Raw genomic sequence first — 14,629 nt, forward strand, 5'->3', positions numbered from 1 at the left:
GGGGAAGCCTGGCGCGCGGGGAAGCCTGGCGCGCGGGGAAGCCTGGTCTGCGGGAAGCCTGGTCTGCGGGAAGCCTGGCGTGCGGGAAGCCGTGGGTGTCAGTTCAGCGGCGGCGGACTACGAAGGCGTCGGGCATCCGGAAGGTGAGGTTGTCCGGGCACCACGGCTCGCGGACCACGGTTATCCGGTCCAGCAGCGGGGCGGTCTCGGCGACCACCACCGCCGCCTCCATCCGGGCCAGCTGGTCGCCGACGCAGCGGTGTGCGCCCGCCCCGAAGGCCAGGTGCCGGCGGGAGCCGCGCTGCCCGGGCCGGAACTCGTCCGGGGCGTCCACGGTGGCTGGATCCCGGCCGGCGCGGGCCAGCCAGAGCACGATGCTGGTGCCCGCCGGCACCGCCGTTCCGCCCAGCGTGGTGTCCACCGCCGCCACCCGTCGCCAGGTGACGATCGGCGGCTCCAGCCGCAGCCCCTCCTCGACCACGTCGGCGACCGCGACGGTGCCGTCGCGCAGGCCGGCCAGCACGGCCGGCTCGCCGGTCAGCCGGTGCAGCAACAGGGTGAGGAACTGCGAGGTGGTCTCCTGACCGGCCACCAGCAGGAAGAACAGCGCGCCGACCAGCACGTCGGGCGGGTGCCCGGCGGCCCGCAGCGACCCGACCAGTCCGCCCCCCGTCGCGGCGAACCTCCGCAGTACCCGGTGGAAGCGGCCCACCTCGGCGGCGAGGGCCTGCTGCCGCCCGGCGTCCAGCGGCGCCCAGAACAGCTCCAGCGCGGCGCGGGCGAACTCCTTCACCGCGCCGACCGGCGCGTCCGGCAGCTCGACCAGCCGGGCCAGCACCAGCAGCGGCAGGTCGGCGGCGAGCTCGGCGTAGAGGTCCACCGCAGTGCCGGCGTCCAGGGCGGCGCCGATCCTGCCGACGCGCTCACGGACCAGCCCGGTCAGCCAGGGCCGCTGCGCGGCGACCCGTGTCGGGTGCAGGGCGTCGGCGACAATCGCCCGGATCGCCGGGTGGCTGGCGCCACCGTTGTTCGCCAGGGTCGGCGGCAGCCGGAACCGGTGCCCGGCCAGCACCCGCAGCGCGGCCACCGGGATCGGGGTCACCGCGTCCAGCGCGTTGTCCGGCCGGTACGTCGCCGAGTCGGTGAGCACCTGACGAACCAGGGCGTGCCGGGTCACGACCAGGTGCGTGACACCCACGTGGTCGGGCACCGGGGCCACGTCCGGCCAGTGCGCGTCGGCGGTCTGCGCCCAGCTCCGGAACAGCACGCCGTCACGCTAGCGGCCAGCCCCCGGCAGCCCCGCCCGCAGCTGCCACACCGTGGTGTGCTTCACCCGTACGCTCTCCAGCGTCTCGGGCACCGGTACGTCGTAGCCGGCCAACTCGTCGAAGCGGTCGTGGGGCAGGAAGGCCCGGCCGGGGTCGCCGACCAGCACCCGGGCCCCGGCGCGGGCGGCCCGCAGCAGGAAGCGCAGCACCCGGTTCGCCATCGCCTCGCTGTAGAACACGTCCCCGGCGAGCACCACCTCGGCTCCCGCGGCGTCGCCGTCGAGGATGTCGCCGAGTTCCGCGTCGACGCGTACCCCGTTGGCCTCGGCGTTGACCGCGACGGCCGCGACGGCCAGCTCGTCGATCTCCACCGCGCGCACGGCGGCGGCACCGGCCCGTGCGGCCGCGATGGCGACCAGGCCGGAGCCCGCGGCGAGGTCGAGCACCCGGCGGCCGGCGACCAGCTCCGGGTGATCGGTGACGTACCGGGCCAGCGCCTGCCCACCGGCCCAGGCGAAGGCCCAGAACGGCGGCGGCTGCGCGCTGCGGAACTCGCCCTCCGTCAGCTCCCACAGCCCGACGGCGTCGTCCGCCTGGTGCAGCCGCACCTCGGGGACGAAGGCGACCGGGGCGAGGCTGGCGTGCAGCCGGACGAAGGCGGCGGAAAGTTCGGACACGGCGGTGATTGTCCCCCGCCGTCCGGCGGCCGGCGCCACCGGCCGTCGGGGCCGGCCGGCACGCCGACCGGCCCCGACGGGTGGTCACTTCGAGAACGCCTGGAACTCGGCGATCCGCACCTGCGTACGCGCCGGGCTGGCCGTCGCGCAGTCGGTGGTGGTCGCCGGGTCGTCGTCCTGCTCACCGGCGTAGGCCGGGCCGCCGGTGCACTGGCTGGACAGCACCTCCAGCCGCAGGTGCGTGGCCAGCGTGGTCGGCACCCGGAACTCCCGCAGGTTGATGTCCGGCACGTACGCCCGGTAAGCCCCACCGGGGAACGCGTCGGCCGCGCTGGTGTGGATCCGCCGCCAGTTCGCCGGATCCGCGCAGTCGGTCGTCTTCGCGTTGCACGCGGACACCGCGAACGAGCGCAGCGCGCTGAGCGCGTTCTGGCTGCCCGGGTCGGCGTTGCCGCTGATCGCCGGGCGCAGCATGGCGCTGACGTTCACCCGCTTCACGACCTGCGGCGCGTCACCGGGCAGCGCCACGGTGACCTGCCTGCCGGCCACCCCGTCCAGGGATGCCCAGTTGGTGGCCTCGGTGTCGTCGGCGATCCGCTCCAGGTTGACCCCGTCGCCGGTGACGGTCGCGCCGGACGCCGTGGACGCCAGGTTGCGGCTCATCCGCAGGTCGACGTAGCCCTCCTTGCCGGCCTTGGCGACCACCTCGAGCCGCTGGTGGCCGAAGCCGGGCGCGACGGCGAGCAGCTGGTACGTGCCGGGCACCAGCTCGATCCGGTCCGGCAGCGGCGTCGCCGGGTCGGTGTCGGCCACCGGCACCGCCCGCGCCTCGTACGCCCCGACGTACACCCGGATCGGCGCATCGACGCTGTCGCCCTTCGGACGGAGGGTGAGCACCGCGTTGTCGGCGTCGGGGGCGGCGAAGCTCGGCGTCGGGTCGGTGTCGGCGGCGCCGTTGGTGGCGGCGTCCCGGCCCATCCCGGAGCGGGCGAACTCGGCCCAGATCAGGTCCTGGTTGGCGCCGCCGAAGCGGAGCAGGTCGGCGGTGAGCATGTTGTCCCGCATGTCGAGCATGCTCACCTGGCTGGCGGCCTGGAGCAGGAACGAGTCGAAGACCAGCTGCGACCAGCGCCGGTTGCCCGGGCACTGCTCCACCGCCACCAAGCCGCGCGCACAGTCGAGCTGCCGTTGCGGGGTGCCGGCGCCGTACCGCTTCATCAGCGCGGCGCGTACCCGGAAGTTGGTGGCGCTCCAGATCTCGCCGTCGGCGTGCACGGCGGGACCGCCGGTGTTGTAGCCGACGTCGGAGTAGTTCAGCGGGCTGCGGCTGAAGTCGTGGTTGCGGATTCCGCTGACCAGGTTGCCGGTGACGTAGCCGCCCGTGACGTAGGGCGTCTCGCCGGGGGCGCGCAGCCCGTGCTGGAACAGGTACTCGGCGGCGAGCAGGTCACTCCACGACTCGCCCATCGAGCCGCCCTGGTGCCCGCCGATGCCGCTGTCCGGGCCGGCGATCATGCGGTTGGTGATGGCGTGGGTGTACTCGTGCCCGATCACCGTCATGTCGTAGTCGCCGTCGACGCAGGGCGGGTACGGCCCGCCGGCCTGCGGCTGCCACAGGTACATGTTGGTGGTCGGCGGCAGACCGTCGCGCGGCGTGCCCTGGTTGGCGTTGTTCCGGTTGCCGCTGAGCGCGCCCTGCTGGGCGCGACCCTGCTCGGCGTCGCCGCCCCGGCCCTCCGGGGTCAGGTTCACCGCCTGGAGGTTCCAGGTCGCCTCCGTGAAGCCGAGGTGCCAGGACCAGTCGTGCATCCGGTTGTGCATGGCGAACAGGTTGCCGATCGCGGCGTCACCGTCGTTGCGCTGCGCGGAGGTGAACACCTCGGGGTTGCAGCGGGACTGGTGCCACTGGTCGGTGAACGGGTACTCGTAGCGGCGCTCCGGGCTGGGCGTCGCCGGCACGGCCGGCGTACCGCCGCCCCAGGAGAGCACGGTGTTGGCGGAGTTGCCGCGCGCGGTGCCGGTCGGCGTGCCGGTGGCCGCGTCGACGTCCCACGGCTGGCCGGTGGCCGGGTCGCGGAAGGCCGCCTGGCAGCCCGGCGCCGGGTCGCCGCACCAGCGCACCCGGGGGTCCTGCCCGGGGCCGAGGTCGCGCGGCGGGGTGGCCGGGAAGACCGCCCAGCTCGGGTTGTCGGAGTCGAAGTCGACGAGGTCCTCACGGACCAGCACCTGCCCGGTGATCCCGTCGACGTAGGTGGTGAACGCCGCCGGGTCGTCCGTGTCGGCGCCGATCAGGGTCACCTCGTAGGCGGCCCGGGGCCCGTCGAGCGGGGTGGGCACGGCGACGGCACGGACGCTGTGGCTGCGTACCGCGTCCGCGGCCAGGCCGGCGTCGGCACGCGCCGCAGCGTACGCCTGCTCGTCGGTGAGGGTGGCCGGCGACGGCGCGGTGGTGTCCCGGGACAGCGAGGAGCTGACGGCGAGGACCTTGCCGCCCGCGACCGCGACGGTGACCAGGCCGTCGTGCCCGGCCGGCAGGTCGCCGAAGCGCTGCCGGAGGGTGACGACCGCGCCGGTGCCGATCGGGCGGACCAGCACCCGGTCCATCGCGTCGACCGCCGCGGCGTCCAGCCCGAAGAGGTCGTGATGATCGGTGAGGTACGCGCGGGCGGCGGCCTCCGGCTCGGCGGGCAGGCCGGTGGCGAGGGGCGCGTTGCCGGGGCCGAGCGCGTGCGGGGTGCCGAGCCGGTTCCAGCGGGCGTCCGGGTCGGCCTTGCGGGCCAGGCCCCGCTGCCGCGCGTCGGGGGCGGCGGTGCCGGGGCGGTTGTCGACGTCGGCGTGCTGGTGCCCCTCGGCGAACGGGCCGGAGCGCCGCTCGGCGGAGGCGCCGCCAGCGGGGGCGGCGGCGGTGGGGCCGGTGGGCAGCAGCGCGGCCGCCACCGCGGTCGCCGCCAGGACGGGGATGAGCCGGCGTCGACGCCGGCTCATCCAGGGTGTCCACTCCGGTTGTGCCACGGGACCTCCTCGTGGGAGCGGGGGTGGCCGGCGTTCGCCGGCCCACGCAGCGCGATTACGCATGCGCATCTGTGGATATCAGCCCGCTCCGGCGGGTACAAGGGGCCACGCCTGGTCAGGGCGGACCGGCGTGACACGGAGGCCTTCGCGGACGCCGGGCCGCGCGGCCCGCTGCTCCGCCAGGTTCGACCAGAAAAGTCTTCTGTACCCGGGCGCGACGGCTGCCGCGGCGAGGGAACCACGCCTTACGGGCGCCCGTCGGATCCGCGGTACGGCGCCCGGTCGGGTGTGCGGCTACGGCGTCCAGTCGGGGTCGCGCCCGAAGGCGGCGACTAGGCGGTCCTGTTCGTCGGCCCGCGCCGACACGTCCACCTCCGGCCGGGTCAGCCGGCCCCGCTGGTAGTCGCCGATCCGCCGAGCGAACCACCGGGCGCAGGCGGCGACCGCGTCGGCGTCCATCCGGGGGTCCGCGCCGATCGCCACGGCGAGGTCCCAGCCGTGGATCAGGTGCTCGGCGATCAGTTGGTGCAGGTACTCGTCGGCGGGGGTGTCGCCGGAGGAGAGCGCGACGGTGCGGTCCAGCGCCCCGGGGTGGACGAAGGCCAGCTCCGCCTGCGCCGCCGCCTCCCGGGCCGCACCGGCCGGGTCCGCGCCGAGCAGGTCGCCGTCGTAGCGGTCGCCGACCTCCTCGATCGTCCGCCCCGCGAGCAGCGCGACGCTCCACCGGTCCTCACCCACCACGTGGTTGACCAGCGTCCGGACGTCCCAGTCGGGGCACGGGGTCGGCTCCGACCACTGGCCGGGACCGACCTGCTCCACCCGGTCGGTGAACTCGGCCAGGCTGCGGCGGTACGTCTCCAGCGGGTCCATGCCGACGATTGTTCCGGCTGCCCCTGGAAGCCGAGCCGTTTTGCCGGCTTCCCGGGACTCGGTCGTCAGGGCGTCTCCCCGGGCGGGCCTGGTTGTCAGAGTGCCGGGCCCCGGCTCAGTCGAGCTGTGCCGGGTCGAGCCCCAGCTCGCGGGCGGTGAGCAGGCGGACCCACTCGGCGAACTGCCGGCGGGAGATCACCCGCTCGTGCACCGCGAGCTGCACCGCCAGCCCGTCCACCACCGCGCTGATCCGCCACGCGGCCCCGGCCGGGTCGGCGCACTCGAAGGTGCCCTCCCGGATCCCGTCCCTGATCACCGTCGTCAGGTCCTCCCGCCAGCGCAGGTCGAGGCGGCGGGAGACCTTTTCCAGCTCCGGGGTGCGCAGCGACTCCGCCCAGCCGTCGATCCACATGGCCCAGGACGTGGCCCGGCCGGCCGGCGTGTAGAGCCGCACGATCCGGCGTAGCTTGGCCAGAGGCGGGGCGCTGGACCGCATCACCGCGTCCAGCCGGGCCAGGTCCTGCTCCACCGCGTACGCGAACGCCTGCGCGAGCAGTCGGTCCTTGGTGGCGAAGTGGTAGAAGACCAGAGCCTGGCTCACCCCGGCTGCCTGTGCCACGTCGGCCGTGCGGGTGTTGGCCAGACCGCGTTCCACGATCACGTCACAGGCCGTGCGCAGCAGGGCATCCAGGCGGATCTCGGCCGCACGTCTCGTCACGCCCGTTACCGTAGCCCATCTGATCGAACACGAACAGTTACGGATCACGCCCCGTTCGTCCCACTACAGTCGGAAGTCGGACAGTTTCCGGAGCGCGACTGACAGTCGTCCGCGCGACCTGTCGGCCGACACGCGACCGGTCCCGTCCCGCCGGTGTGCGTCCCCGCCGCGTGGCCCTTTCCGGAGGTGCCCCCGCCGCGCCGGGCCGGAAGATCCGGGATGATCCAACCCATCCCCCTAGGAAGCTCAGGCGTGGGGTGCGACACCACAGCCACCACCCGCCTTCGCCAGCCGGTGGCAGCGAGTCGCGCCCCTTGTCGGGGCAGCCGGCCTTCGGCCCGGCGCGGCGGGCCTCGCAGGACGCGCCCAGGAGTCACCCCGATTTGGCAACCGCTCGCCAGCTCGGCTAAAGTTCTCACCCGTCACCGGTTAACGCCGGAGACAAGCGGACGTAGCGCAGCTGGTAGCGCATCACCTTGCCAAGGTGAGGGTCGCGGGTTCGAATCCCGTCGTCCGCTCGGAGCTGCCGCCACGCATGACGGGGGCAACCTCGGTGGGGTGGCCGAGAGGCGAGGCAACGGCCTGCAAAGCCGTGTACGCGGGTTCAAATCCCGTCCCCACCTCGGTAACAATCGCGGGCGATTGGCGCAGTGGGAGCGCGCTTCCTTGACACGGAAGAGGTCACTGGTTCAAACCCAGTATCGCCCACCAGCACGAAGGCCCGTCACCATCCGGTGGCGGGCCTTCGTCGTTCCCTGGAACAGTCGAGCCCCGCCCACGGGCGTCACCGTGGACGGGGCGGTCAACCCTCAGCTTTCGGCGGTGCCGGAGCCGGACGACCCGACCCCGTCGGGACGGGGCGCCAGCAGACTGGGCCCGCACAGCCGGCGTCAGAGCGGCGGGGCGACGTCCCTGCGCTCCTCGACCCGGCGGTACTCGACCGGCTCGGTCGTGCTGACCACCTGGCGGCGGCGTCCCCAGATGAGCGTGGTCATGATCAGTCCGAGCACGCCGGCTGCCATCAGAATCCAACCGACGACGTCGAGGTTGATGCCGCCGAGGCTCGCGTCGAGCGCGAAGGTGAGGATCGCGCCGAGCGCGATCAGGAAGATGCTGGTGCCGATACCCACGACAGCCTCCTAGGTCAGGGGATGTGGTGTGCTGTCGATGGACCTCACTACCCCGTGGTTCACCAGCGCAATCATCGCCGGCTCGGCCCGTCGGCGGGGCGGCGTGCCAGGCGATCTTGCCATCGGGTAGAGTTCCACCCGTCGCCGACGAACACCGGCGACACGCGGACGTAGCGCAGCTGGTAGCGCATCACCTTGCCAAGGTGAGGGTCGCGGGTTCGAATCCCGTCGTCCGCTCGCGATCCGCCCCTCGTGGTCCGGCCTGCCGGATCGGGCGGTCACCCCGGGCGATTGGCGCAGTGGGAGCGCGCTTCCTTGACACGGAAGAGGTCACTGGTTCAAACCCAGTATCGCCCACCGGCTACCACTCCTGGTGAGAGGCTCGCTGCGGCAGCTCGCAGGTATGAAAGTGCGCTCGTGTTCCCTCACGTTTCCCTTGAGGTAGCACAGGCCCCACTTCACGTGAGGTCTCCCTCGACTACGGCGCGCAGTTCGCTTACGACCCGTTCCGGTTCGGCAAGACAGCGCCAGGCTGGTACCCGCCTGACCTCTCCGGCCGCAGCAATGATGTCGAGCCTACTCAGGATTCGACGGAGCGGCCGTCCGTCCGGATCACCCTCGGGATCATCGACCAGCACCGCCAGGCTGTCGTCGCCGAGACTGATCGTGAGGTCGACCGGATAGCCCGGCAGCGGCGTTCCCCATCGCACTGTCAGCCCGGCATCTCGTAGCCCGGCGATCAACCGGTCGACCGGTCGCGGGCCGACGTCAGCGACACCGACCGCTGGCGCCGATGGGCTGGCGAGATCGGCAAGCAGTCCGCGTTGCCCGGACCACCACGATCGGTCGCCCACGACGATCAGCTGGGATTTTGCGCGGGTGATAGCGACGTTCCAGAGGTTCGTCTGATCAACGAGCCAGGCGCGGGTGCGTTCGCTGATGCCCTGCGCACCGACCGGCGAGACGATCATGATGTCCTTCTCGCTGCCCTGAAACTTGTGGATGGTCGCGCACAGCAGGTCGTCACCGAGACCGGTGTCCTGAAGCGCCCGATCCAAAATCCGCTGCTGCTCGGCCAGCGGTGTCACCACGCCGATCGAAACCGTCGGGTACTCCTTGCGCAGCTGCTGCACCTCGCCAACCACGGCTTGAACCTCGTCGACGTTGCGGCCGGAACCTGTGGCGCCCCGACTGAAGCGGCCGGACACGTCCACCCAGCGGGTGGCGGGTGCAGCGGGTGCGGCCAGGCGAGCAGGGTCGGTGAGGACGGTCAGCCGGTTCTGGTAGATGACCCGGTTCGGTGCATCGATGATTTCCGGGTGGCAGCGGTAGTGCTCGTCGAGCAGGATGGCGCTTCCGGCCGCGACGGCGAACGCTTCGTAGGCGGAGTGGCTTCGGTATGTGAGCCGGCGGTTGGTCAGCCATTCGTGTCCGAGCCCGGCGCGGGCCTGCTCGCCTCGGTCGTCAGTGTCGGAGAGCTCGACGACTGGTGTGAGCTGTCGAGGGTCGCCGATGATCAGGGCCCGTTTCGCTCGGTAGAGCATCGGCAGGATGGCTGCGACGGTGCACTGGGCGGCCTCGTCGATGATCACCAGGTCGAACAGCCCCGCCTTGGGCAATAGTCGGCGGGCCGACATCGCGGTGACCGCCCAGCCCGGTAGGACGGCGAGGAGTTCGGTCATGTAGGCCCAGCTTCTTGCTTCCGGCTTGGCCATTTCGTCGGCGCGGTTCCGGAGCAGCGTCGTGTTGCCGACTACCCGGGCGGCGATCTGTGCACGCAGCAGCTGCTCGCTGTGCTCGGGTCTGGTGTCGTGCTGCAGAACCCGCAGCCGTTTCCAGACTTCTTCGACGGTGCCCGGCCGAGACTGGAGTTGTCGCAGTCGCTCGCGCCAGCATTGCTCGATGACCGCCCTTTCACCTAGGTCGGTGATCGCCTCCCGGTCGAACACACCTCGCGACCGCAGTCGCCTGCGATACCACCACCCGAACCATCGGCTTCGCAGCGCTCGATCGGTGAGGTCGACCAGCTTGACCAGGGCGGAGTCGTCGGTGTCGGCGAGTGAAAGGTCCCGTTCGAAGGCGAGGTCGGCGAGATCCCGCTCAAGCTGGCGACGCTGGTCGAGATCCTCGCGTAGCCGGTTGATCTCCTGCGCCATGAGTCGTAACTCTTGGGACGGGCCGTCAGCCTCCGGCGCCGGCGGTGGCCATGCCTGCATCACTTCGCTGAGGTACTGCGGTTCCTGCTGCCGGTACCCCTTGTTTCCGGTACGCAACACCAGTCCCGGGCCGACCACGCGGGTGACTCGCTCAACGACCTCATCGACTGCCCGGTTGTTGGTCGAGCCGATCAGCACGCTTTGCCCGGCTGCCGTGGCGGTCGCCAGCAATGCGGTGACCAGCTGACTCTTGCCGGTACCGGGTGGTCCCTGTGCAACAGTCAGGGGCCGGCTCATCGCCGCCCGGATGATGTTCTCCTGAGTCTCGTTGACCGCACTCAACGCCACCGTCAGGATTTCGGCATTCTGCTCACCCGTCTCATCTCCGACACTGCTCGACAATGCGCCGAGTGCGGTCGATGCGATCCTTCCGGCGTTCTTGGTGATGTCCTGTAGGTCCTCGATCAGCTGTCGCTCAGGGGACTCCGCGCTGCCGGCGGCGAACAGCATTCCGGCGTTCTGCACACGGTTGATGGGCCCGCGGTTGACCGTCCCGACCAGATTCTCCGGGTCGAGGGCGGACACCGGCTTCAGACCGAACGTGTGCGCCACCAGATTGGCGATCTCGGCGAGGGACTTACGCTCGCCGGGGACGAGTCGTTCAGCCACTGCCTGCCGCAGTTCGTCCGCCTCGACCGCCGCCAGCTGGAAATGGTCGATCAGAGCCGGACTGGGCTGCGGCGGCGCCGGGTGCGCCAGTCCGTCGTCTCCCACGGTCAGGTCCGAGACGAGCAGGGGCGCCAGTCGTACTTGCTGGGTGCCCTTCTGCTGCAGTGCCACTACCGGGTAGCCGTACTGCAGCGAACGGCCACCAGCGTCGGCTGACCCGGCCAGCCGCTGGCCGCGCTCCTTCAGCTGGATTGGCTCGGTGGCCGAAAGTATGATCTCCCGGCCTGCGGGCGCAGCGAGGTACGAGTCCTTGTCCGCCAAATTCACGAAGAACTGGAGGACGGCAGAGCGTTGTAGGCAGGCGACGTAGTAGTTGAGCAGACGACGCCATCGCTCGGTGTCGAGGGGTGCGTCGTCGGGCTCCTCCCTCCGTACGCCAGGGCTTCGCTGTGGCCGTTCGTCCGGTCCTGCCACCAGCGGGATCGGGCCGGTGACGCCCTCGCTCGACTCGACCGGCTTCTCCTCCCGGCGACGTGACATCTCAGTCATCGCGTACCGGGAAAGGTCGCTCGCGGTGATCCAGCCGTCCTCCGCGGTCGCCCGGGCCCCACCGCGGAGACCGGTGAGAAGGGCCTCGGTGAAGACTGACGGCCGGTCCGGACCTTGTGCCTTCGACGCCTTCAGGTGGCTGCTCGACTGGAGCATGAACGTGCCACGCTCGCGCTTGAGGCGCCGGGGCTCCTGCCGTACGCCGCCGCTGAACCGATGACGGGCGGTGAACGAGCCCGAGAAACAGCAGTCCAGGAGGACCACTTTCTGGCTGGCCTTGGTGTGGTTGAGCATGTGGCGGAGGACGCCCTCGACATCGAACGCAGTGGTGTGCAGGAGAGCCGTGTCGGTGTCGATGGTCCCGAAAAAGAGGGACTGCCGGTCGTCATGCTGGATGCCGTGGCCGGAGTAGTAGAAGAGGGCAAGGTCACCGGTGCGCCGAGCGCCGTAGAACTCTTCGACCACCTGCTTCATGCGCGCTGCGGGCAGGTCGACGTGGGCGTCGACGCTGTCGAAGTCGCCGTCGGTGTCCAGCACGGTCCTCAGCTGTTCGACGTCCTGACGGACGCCGGGCAGCGCGGTGAGCTTCGAGGCGGCGTGATAGGTCGCTGTGCCGAGCACCAGGGCATGCCGACCCATCAGCGGGAATGCTCGATCGCATCACGGACGAGGTCGATCATCTGGGAGGTCTCCGCCTTGGTCGCCTGATCGATGGTCAGCTCGACGTCACCAATCCTCAGATGTGCCTTGCGGCCTTGATTGCGGTTGAGGAAGCCCACGACCAGGTCTACGAGTGCCTGCACGTAGCCCGGGTCGGTGCTCGCGACCACGGACACAGTGGCCAGCACCAACTCGCCGACACCCTTGCTGTCAGGACCGGTGGGCGCCTCGAGCCGACTCACCTCGCCAATGTCGCGCAGATCTTCTTCGAGTTCGTCAGTCAGCTGGTCAAGGACGAAATCGTCATCCTCCGGCAGCGGTGTGAAACCGACTTCGATGACGACCTCGGACACCCGTGCCTCCCGTAGACCCCAATCCAAAAGCACCCGAAACGCTACGGAATGTTAGAGCGCTGAAGGTGAATGTGTCGGGATCCCGACTGGCGTCATGGGCTTGTCCGGGCTGTGGAGCGAGCGATTCGGTGCGTGAGCGTCTGCAATGCAGCGAACTGCGAACGGCGTACCTCCGTGGGTTGAGGGAATGCCTCGGCGTTCGGGGGATCCCTCACGGTTGCCTCAGCACGTGCCGCAGTTACTGCGACTTAACGCCATGAGCAGATGCTTCCGAACGCTCTGCCAGCTTTTTCTGCCACGGGCAGATCCGCTCACCGTGAACATGGGGTCGGGCCGCCGTCCGGAGCCGGCACAGTGGAGCGCATGAGGCTGCTGGTGCTGGGCGGAACGGGATTCGTGGGCGGCGCGGCGGTCGCCGAGGCAGTGCGCCGGGGCTGGACGGTGACCACGTTCAACCGGGGGTTGCACGGCGTGACGCCGGAGGGCGTACACCGGCTGCGGGGTGACCGGACCGCGCCCGACGGCCTGACGGCGCTGGCGGACGGCGAGTGGGACCTGGTGGTCGACACCTGGGACGGCGCGCCCCGCGCGGTGCGGGACGTCGCCCGCGCGCTGGTCGGCCGCGTCGGCAGCTACGTCTACGTCTCCAGCGGCTCGGTGTACGCGCCGCCCGTGGCCCCCGGGGTGGGCGAGGAGGCCCCCGTGGTGGACGCGGAACCGGACGCCGACGACGGCGACTACGCGACCAACAAGGCCGGCGGCGAGCGGGCCGTGCGGGAGGTGTTCGGCGAGCGGGCGGTGATCGCGCGGGCCGGGCTCATCCTCGGGCCGGGGGAGGACATCGGCCGGCTGCCCTGGTGGCTGGAGCGCGTCTCCCGGGGCGGGGAGGTGCTGGCACCGGGCCCGGCCGACCTGCCGTTGCAGTACGTCGACGTGCGGGACCTGGCGGGCTGGATGCTGGACCGGGGCGCGGAGCGGTCCGGCGGGACGTTCAACGTGGTGAGCCGCACCGGGCACGCGACGATGGGAGAGTTGCTGGACTCCTGCGTGGCGGCCACCGGCGCCGACGCCCGGCTGCGCTGGACCGAACCGGGGCCGATCCTGGCCGCCGGGGTGGTGCCGTGGAACGACCTGCCGATCTGGATCCCGGCCGGGCACGAGTACCGCTGGTTGCAGGAGCGCGGCGTCGAGCGGGCGTACGCGGCCGGGCTGGCCTGCCGCCCGGTGGCGGATACGGTCGCCGACACCTGGGCGTGGCTGCGGGAGGTCGGTACGGTCCCACCGCGGGCGGGACGCCCGCAGCGCGCCCCGGTCGGGCTGGACCCCGACCGGGAGGCGACGCTGCTGTCGACTACGGAAGCGGTGGGCGCCTGACGGGGCGGCGGTGGGCGTTCGACCGGATCGGACGAGGTGCCTTCCGACCCGGTCCCGGTCAGGACCGGGCGACCGGCAGGTCGAGCACCTCGTCCACCTCGCGGCGCGGGGTCGGCCAGCCCGGCTGGCCGTACCCGATGCGCATCACCATCTGCGGCGTGCCGAACCGCCCCAGCGACAGCCGAAGCTGCTCCCGTGCGCTGGGCACCTCGATCGGCTGGGACAGCATCGACACGGCCAGCCCCGAGTCCGTCGCGGCCAGCAGCACCCGCTGCAACGCCTGCCCGGCGACGACCTGGTCGACGGCCGTGTTGCCGGGCGAGCCGAGCACCGCGACCAGCGGCTCCGGTTCGAAGTCCCGCCCCGGGGCCCGGTCCAGGCCGCCGAAGCCCCGCGACGGCAGCAGGTCCTGCGGCTCGTCCTGCGGGCCGCCGGACGCGGCCGGGATCCCGTCCGGGGCGGGCGTGGAGCGCACCCACTCCTGGCGCTCGGCCCGGTACTCCGGGCTCCGCTCCAACACCCGGTGGGCGCTGCGGGCGATTTCGGCGAACGCGTTCACGGCACTGACGCCGACCAGCATCTCCAGCCAGCACTGTTCCGCGCGGGCCGCCTCGGCGAGGCGCCAGCGGGCGTCGGCGGGCACCGGGTCGGGCCAGAACGGCGCACGGTTGCTGAACCGGCGGGGGATGGCCGCGTGCAGGGCCTGCTCGGCGGGCGTGGGACGGCGCGGCACGTCCGGGACCAGCCGGGCCACCACGTCCGGCTCGGCCGGGTAGGGGCGCAGCCGGACCGTCGCCGGGGTGCCGGCCACGGCCAGGGCGAGCCGCAGGTTGAACAGCGCCGCCCCGCAGGCGATCCGGACACCCCAGCCGTTGGGGTCGGTGGCCGGCAGCCGCCGGTCCGGGTCGACCAGCACCTCGATGCCGCCGTCGCGCAGGCGGAACCGCCACGGCTGGGTGTTGTGCAGGGACGGCGCGCGTACGGCGTCGGTGGCGGCGGCCCGCAGTTGCTCGACGGTGAAGCCGGTGTCCATGGTCGTGCTCCTTTCCGTGGCAGGTCGCCGACGAGTGGTACACATCCACGGTGCGTCACCGGAGCGTGGCCCGGGCAGGGCCGGACGTCCCGTCTCGCCGGGCCCGACCGGCCCGCCGCCGACCAGGGATCCTCGGCCCGCAACGGGCGCGGCCGGGCCG

At 71.9% G+C, this 14,629-nt stretch carries 10 protein-coding genes and 5 tRNA genes; 6 read left to right on the forward strand and 9 right to left on the reverse strand.

Features of this window, described 5'->3' with window-relative positions; translation table 11 throughout:
• Positions 1-103: 103 nt before the first annotated feature.
• From AB0D32_RS15805 to AB0D32_RS15825, 5 genes are all read right to left on the reverse strand, one after another.
• Positions 104-1,267 carry a cytochrome P450 gene (locus tag AB0D32_RS15805; RefSeq protein ID WP_357090134.1) on the reverse strand — a complete coding sequence of 388 codons (1,164 nt, stop codon included), beginning with the start codon at positions 1,265-1,267 and terminating at the stop codon, positions 104-106.
• A gap of 9 nt (positions 1,268-1,276) precedes the next feature.
• Positions 1,277-1,945, reverse strand: a complete 669-nt coding sequence (locus AB0D32_RS15810) for a 50S ribosomal protein L11 methyltransferase (RefSeq protein ID WP_357090137.1) — start codon at positions 1,943-1,945, stop codon at positions 1,277-1,279.
• Between the two features lie 84 nt (positions 1,946-2,029).
• On the reverse strand, positions 2,030-4,957 hold the full coding sequence (locus AB0D32_RS15815; protein ID WP_357090139.1) for a M36 family metallopeptidase: 2,928 nt from the start codon (positions 4,955-4,957) through the stop codon (positions 2,030-2,032).
• Between the two features lie 294 nt (positions 4,958-5,251).
• Positions 5,252-5,827: a TIGR03086 family metal-binding protein gene (locus AB0D32_RS15820; RefSeq protein ID WP_357090141.1), complete on the reverse strand. Its 576-nt coding sequence runs from the start codon at positions 5,825-5,827 to the stop codon at positions 5,252-5,254.
• A gap of 115 nt (positions 5,828-5,942) precedes the next feature.
• Positions 5,943-6,545, reverse strand: a complete 603-nt coding sequence (locus AB0D32_RS15825) for a TetR/AcrR family transcriptional regulator (RefSeq protein WP_357090143.1) — start codon at positions 6,543-6,545, stop codon at positions 5,943-5,945.
• 445 nt (positions 6,546-6,990) lie between these two features.
• On the opposite strand from AB0D32_RS15825, the gene AB0D32_RS15830 reads away from it, so the two are divergent.
• From AB0D32_RS15830 to AB0D32_RS15840, 3 genes are all read left to right on the forward strand, one after another.
• A tRNA-Gly gene (locus AB0D32_RS15830) sits at positions 6,991-7,063 on the forward strand.
• A gap of 34 nt (positions 7,064-7,097) precedes the next feature.
• Positions 7,098-7,168: transfer RNA gene (locus AB0D32_RS15835), tRNA-Cys, on the forward strand.
• 13 nt (positions 7,169-7,181) lie between these two features.
• Positions 7,182-7,256: transfer RNA gene (locus tag AB0D32_RS15840), tRNA-Val, on the forward strand.
• Between the two features lie 179 nt (positions 7,257-7,435).
• On the opposite strand, the gene AB0D32_RS15845 is transcribed toward AB0D32_RS15840, so the two are convergent.
• Positions 7,436-7,675 (reverse strand): DUF6458 family protein, encoded by a 240-nt coding sequence (locus AB0D32_RS15845; protein ID WP_091620076.1) that lies wholly within the window; start codon positions 7,673-7,675, stop codon positions 7,436-7,438.
• A gap of 164 nt (positions 7,676-7,839) precedes the next feature.
• Here AB0D32_RS15845 and AB0D32_RS15850 point away from each other — a divergent pair.
• Both AB0D32_RS15850 and AB0D32_RS15855 read left to right on the forward strand, forming a co-directional pair.
• A tRNA-Gly gene (locus tag AB0D32_RS15850) sits at positions 7,840-7,912 on the forward strand.
• Positions 7,913-7,960: 48 nt separating this feature from the next.
• Positions 7,961-8,032: transfer RNA gene (locus AB0D32_RS15855), tRNA-Val, on the forward strand.
• Positions 8,033-8,133: 101 nt separating this feature from the next.
• On the opposite strand, the gene AB0D32_RS15860 is transcribed toward AB0D32_RS15855, so the two are convergent.
• The gene (locus tag AB0D32_RS15860) at positions 8,134-11,688 is read right to left on the reverse strand and encodes an AAA domain-containing protein (RefSeq protein ID WP_357090145.1); all 3,555 of its coding nucleotides are present in this window, start codon (positions 11,686-11,688) and stop codon (positions 8,134-8,136) included.
• Positions 11,688-12,062 (reverse strand): hypothetical protein, encoded by a 375-nt coding sequence (locus tag AB0D32_RS15865; RefSeq protein ID WP_357090147.1) that lies wholly within the window; start codon positions 12,060-12,062, stop codon positions 11,688-11,690. Before AB0D32_RS15865 ends, AB0D32_RS15860 begins: the two co-directional genes overlap by 1 nt.
• 363 nt (positions 12,063-12,425) lie before the next feature.
• Between AB0D32_RS15865 and AB0D32_RS15870 the strand changes: the two genes are divergently transcribed.
• Positions 12,426-13,436, forward strand: a complete 1,011-nt coding sequence (locus AB0D32_RS15870; RefSeq protein ID WP_357090149.1) for an NAD-dependent epimerase/dehydratase family protein — start codon at positions 12,426-12,428, stop codon at positions 13,434-13,436.
• 58 nt (positions 13,437-13,494) lie between these two features.
• On the opposite strand, the gene AB0D32_RS15875 is transcribed toward AB0D32_RS15870, so the two are convergent.
• On the reverse strand, positions 13,495-14,469 hold the full coding sequence (locus AB0D32_RS15875) for a nitroreductase (protein WP_357090151.1): 975 nt from the start codon (positions 14,467-14,469) through the stop codon (positions 13,495-13,497).
• Positions 14,470-14,629 lie beyond the last annotated feature (160 nt).

The sequence above is a fragment of the Micromonospora sp. NPDC048170 genome (genome assembly GCF_040652795.1).
Taxonomy (GTDB): Bacteria; Actinomycetota; Actinomycetes; order Mycobacteriales; family Micromonosporaceae; genus Micromonospora.